Raw genomic sequence first — 3886 nt, forward strand, 5'->3', positions numbered from 1 at the left:
CCTGGAGAAAAATTGAGCCACGCCAGTTGGAACGAAGCTCTCAAGCCGCGGCTTCGCCTTCGAGAATCGCCACGGCGGTGGCGTAGTTTTGCGTATGGCTTAGGCTGAGGTGGAAACGTGCGCCGTGGCGCCGCTCGAAAAGAGCCTGCCCGCCGTCGTGCAGGATCACGAACGGCTCGCCACTTTCCTTGCGGCCCACTTCAATGTCCTGCCATCCTAATTGAGCGCCGATGCCGGTGCCGAACGCTTTGGAGATCGCCTCCTTCGCCGCGAATCGGGCTGCCAGAAACGGTGCCGGGTTGCGATGAGAAAGCGAGTAGGCAATTTCGGCAGGGCGAAGGATTCGGGTCAAGAACCGGTCGCCGAATTTTTCGTGCGAAGCGCGGATGCGGGAGACTTCGATGATGTCAATGCCGAGGCCCAAAATCATTTTTCAATTTCCTCATGGAGCGGGTTGGGGCGCAGCCGGCCGAGCTGTAGCCCGGGTGCCGACGGGGCCTGGTAATTCAAAGCTTCACCCGCGATAAGCCTCCATCACGCGCAGAAATTCCTTGATGGCAGTTTCGAGGCCGACCATCACCGCGCGGCTGATGATGCTGTGGCCGATGTTGAGTTCCACGAGATGTGGGACGCGTAACAGCTCGCGCAGGTTCCGCGAGTCAAGGCCGTGACCGGCGTTGACGCGGAGGCCCAGTTGATGTGCCTGTTCCGCGGCCGCCACAAGACGTTCGAGTTCTCTCTCTCCTCCGGAGTCCGAGTGAAAACTCTCCGCGAACGCGCCTGTATGCAACTCAATGAATTGGCAGCCCGTCTTCGCAGCAGCCTCAATTTGTGCCCGATCGGGCGCGATAAACAGACTCACATCAATGCCGACCGCGTTCATTTTTTTACGTGTCTCGGCGATTGCGTTTTCATTCGTGAGCACGTCCAGCCCCCCTTCGGTTGTCACTTCCTCCCGTCGTTCCGGCACGAGGCAGACGATGTCAGGTTTCAGTTTCAGCGCGATGGATGCGATTTCAGCCACGGTTGCCATTTCGAGGTTGAGGCGTGTCTTGACGACCTCGCGCAGTTTCCGCACGTCCCGATCCTGGATGTGGCGGCGGTCCTCCCGAAGGTGCGCGGTGATGCCGTGCGCACCCGCTGATTCGCAAATCAACGCGGCTTGGACCGGGTCCGGTTCGCCGTGGCCGCGCCCGCGATACCGAGCCTCTCGCAGCGTGGCGACATGATCAATATTGACGCCCAGCTTGAGCATGGCGGCAAGGGATTACTTACCAGGCGGCCGACCGACCGGCGCGGGAGGGGCGGCCACTGTTCCGCCGGGCGGTGGCGGGGATCGTCTGAAGCGCCGCTCCTGAGGAAGTTCAAAACCAAGTTTCGGAAAGTTCGTGCTTTCCAGCCAGCGCGTCAACGCGACCAATTCGACGCCGGTAAAACCGATGTGTGACTTGCGCGTGAATGACCATTCAGTGGGAGAGTCCGCCCTGATTTCTGTGATCGTATTCCCGAGTTTGGATTCAACCGCCATCAGCCAGGGCAGTCCGGCGGTATTGGTTGTGAATTGCGCCTTGTCTGCGATGATGGAAAACAGCTGGGCCAAGATGCGCCAGCTTGTAAGACGCGCCTGAGTGATTTCCCAATCGTAGTACACCAGGTTGGGCTGGCTGGCGAGCTGGGAGAGCAACTCCGCGGGTGGCGGATTGGTCAGGGGTGCAGGCGGAAATAGTCCCCCCATCACAAAATCAGTCCCATGATAATCCGCGGGGCGCAAATATGGAGTGATGTAGGGTAATCCCTTCCACAACACCTCGTGATTGGTCTGCCACGCGACCTGTGCCAGGCCACGGCTTTGCCAGTTCGTGTCGAACAGCGAGGCAGCCAAGCCACCGGCACGTTCCAGTTTTGCAGCAGCGTCGCTGAGCGGAAAGGCCAGAAAGCTTTGAAAGGCCACATGAGCTTGCGCCCAGAAGAACAACTCGTTCGGCACAGGCGCGAGTTCCAACCGCTGAAGTATCCCGCAGTTTTTCAGCCACGGTGAGATGCCGCGCATGGCCGTGAAACTGATCAGTGGGTCGTTGATGAAGTTCGTCGGAACAAGCCACGGATCGAGCGCGCCGGTAACCGGTTCCGGAAAAACCATCCGCACGTTCGAACGCAGGTTTTCTCCCTGGCCGATGACGGACAGTATCGCTCGCGGCCATTTAACGGCGGCAGACAGGCCCAGCGTCTCTCTCAGACGCGGCAGGTTCATTTCCGTCTGCAGCCAGTAATTGGAAGCTGCGGCGACAGGACGCCCGCCCGTTTTGATCCGTCGCGTTGCTTCATCCAGACTGGAGAGCCGGCCCTGACCGATGCCGAGCGCCAGCCATTGTCCGGCCTCGACGCACCGGATCAAAGCGGGCGCGGCTGTCCGTTTGACCTCCCAGGCAGCGAAGCCCGCGATCGCGTTGGTCGCCGGAGCGCCCAGCTTCCAAACCTGCATCAGTTCGGCGAGGCTATCGCGCCAGGCCTTGATCCGCTCCCTGGGTAACTGCACGAGGAGCGTCCATTCGGCCGTTTTGTCTGCCGGCCCGCTCACCTGCAGGAAGGATTCGTGGTGAATCAGGTCGTCGAGCATCGGTCGCAGCAGGGCCGCGCCGCGTTCATCCTCTTCCTTTGCGATTCGATCGCCAAAAAAACTTCGCGGAGAATGAGCCAGCTTTTGCAGCGTCTGTTGAGCAAACCGTCCAGTGGCGGGGAGATCCCAAAGTTCCTTAAGTTTCGCGGCATTGGTGTTTCCGGCCAGAAACGATGAGCCGACAAAATGACAGCGGACGAGGACGTCCGCTTCTGCCGGCTGGCCTGCTTTTGTGCCGGACACTTTTTCCCGGCAACCCGCGCCGCACGCCAGCGCGGCCACAATAGCAATCAGGGTGACAAATCTCATAGTGGCGGGCACTCATTGCCAGAAAACAGGCGGTTTAGCAAATCGAATAAAACGCAAATAAAGTTCCGATTCAGGTGTTGGCGTGGACTTTGAACTCGACGTCAACACAGTGGCTTTGCTTCCATCGCGGTGTGTCAAGACAGGGATCCTTTTTCAAATACTGGCTGCCGGTTGTTCTTTGGATGGTGCTGATTTTCGCCGGCTCCACGGATCTGCTCTCGTCGCAGCACACCTCGCGAATCATCGGTCCACTGTTGCGATGGTTCTATCCGAACATCTCGAACGACACTATCCGCGCCGTGCAGGCCGTCGTTCGCAAAAGCGGGCACGTCACCGAATACTCCGTCCTTGCTTTGTTGCTCTGGCGCGCCCGGCGCAAACCCGTGCGCGACGATTCACGCCCGTGGTCGCGGTGGGACGCCGTCTTCGCTGTCGTCGGGGCCGGAATTTACGCGGCCACCGATGAGTTTCATCAATTGTTTATCCCGTCACGTGGAGCCTCCGTCTGGGACGTGTTGCTGGATACGCTGGGCGCCGCCGCAGGCATTTTTTTGCTTTGGTGGTTGGGGCACCGGCGCAAACTCTGGTGAACCAAAATGAAACGCCCACTCGTCGCCGTGGCGTTGCTGTATTCCGGCGGCGTCCTTGTGGGCAATTGGCTGCGCCTGCCTTTACCCTGGCTCTTCGCCGGCGCATTCGCATTCGCCGGGGCTGCACTCACATGGTCTGACGCCAGACCCTATTTGTTGGGACTTATTCTGGTATTCGCGGGCTGGGTGAATATTACGACACGCACTGCGATCATCTCGCCTTCTGACTTGCGCCTGCTTGTCGGCACGAACTCCGACATCGTGACATTGTGCGGAACACTCTGCGAAACGCCAGGGCAGCGCGTTTACGAGCATCGCGGCGAAGAATCCTGGCGGACATTGGCGCGAATCGAAGTCACCGCGCTGAAAC

5 protein-coding genes are annotated in these 3886 nt (G+C 59.5%); 2 read left to right on the forward strand and 3 right to left on the reverse strand.

Annotated features, from left to right (window positions below; translation table 11 throughout):
• Nucleotides 1–40 precede the first annotated feature (40 nt).
• The 3 genes from acpS to VN887_05490 all read right to left on the reverse strand — a co-directional run bounded on the left by acpS (nt 41) and on the right by VN887_05490 (nt 2926).
• The gene (acpS, locus tag VN887_05480; GenBank protein ID HXT39455.1) at nt 41–430 is read right to left on the reverse strand and encodes a holo-ACP synthase; all 390 of its coding nucleotides are present in this window, start codon (nt 428–430) and stop codon (nt 41–43) included.
• Between the two features lie 84 nt (nt 431–514).
• Nucleotides 515–1255, reverse strand: a complete 741-nt coding sequence (locus VN887_05485) for a pyridoxine 5'-phosphate synthase (protein ID HXT39456.1) — start codon at nt 1253–1255, stop codon at nt 515–517.
• A gap of 12 nt (nt 1256–1267) precedes the next feature.
• Nucleotides 1268–2926, reverse strand: coding sequence for a hypothetical protein (locus VN887_05490; protein HXT39457.1), 1659 nt, complete (start codon nt 2924–2926; stop codon nt 1268–1270).
• Nucleotides 2927–3057: 131 nt separating this feature from the next.
• Between VN887_05490 and VN887_05495 the strand changes: the two genes are divergently transcribed.
• A complete protein-coding gene (locus VN887_05495; protein HXT39458.1) occupies nt 3058–3516 on the forward strand; it encodes a VanZ family protein in 459 nt (152 codons plus the stop codon).
• A gap of 6 nt (nt 3517–3522) precedes the next feature.
• On the forward strand, nt 3523–3886 hold a 364-nt coding region (locus VN887_05500), incomplete at its 3' end, for a hypothetical protein (protein ID HXT39459.1).

It is taken from the genome of Candidatus Angelobacter sp. (genome assembly GCA_035607015.1).
Lineage (GTDB): Bacteria > Verrucomicrobiota > Verrucomicrobiia > Limisphaerales > AV2 > AV2.

What these genes read in the sequence shown, in the direction of transcription:
- VN887_05485 (HXT39456.1), bottom strand. Translation starts at nt 1,255, where the DNA reads ATGCTCAAGCTGGGCGTCAATATTGATCATGTCGCCACGCTGCGAGAG.
- acpS (HXT39455.1), bottom strand. Translation starts at nt 430, where the DNA reads ATGATTTTGGGCCTCGGCATTGACATCATCGAAGTCTCCCGCATCCGC.
- VN887_05490 (HXT39457.1), bottom strand. Translation starts at nt 2,926, where the DNA reads ATGAGATTTGTCACCCTGATTGCTATTGTGGCCGCGCTGGCGTGCGGC.